This is a genomic window from Haemophilus sp. HMSC071C11 (assembly GCF_001837655.1).
Lineage (GTDB): Bacteria > Pseudomonadota > Gammaproteobacteria > Enterobacterales > Pasteurellaceae > Haemophilus > Haemophilus influenzae.
Genome location: NZ_KV833408.1, coordinates 1 through 313 on the forward strand (window position 1 = coordinate 1; position 313 = coordinate 313).

Below are 313 nucleotides of genomic sequence, written 5' to 3' on the forward strand. Positions count from 1 at the left end.
CAGACACGTGTAACAAGCAAAGGCATTGAATTTATCGCGTCACGTTATGCTTCGGAGTTGATGCTATGAGTATGCGATTAATGGTTCAAGCAATGAATTGTAAGGTTGGCAATCCTGCTAGAAAACTTGTGCTTTTAAAACTGGCTGATAATGCCAATGATGATGGAATTTGTTTCCCAAGTTATCAATACATTGCCGATAAATGCGAGATGACCCGACGTAGTGCAATCAGTCACATTGAATGTTTAATCAAAATGGGATTAGTAAGCAAAAAAGAACGTAAAAATAAAGATGGTTCCATCTCAAATTTATA

General features: G+C 36.7%; 1 protein-coding gene. It reads left to right on the forward strand.

Translation table 11 applies throughout. The annotated features are described in order from the left end of the window. Positions 1–65 precede the first annotated feature (65 nt). On the forward strand, positions 66–313 hold a 248-nt coding region (locus tag HMPREF2644_RS03545), incomplete at its 3' end, for a helix-turn-helix domain-containing protein (protein ID WP_143422616.1).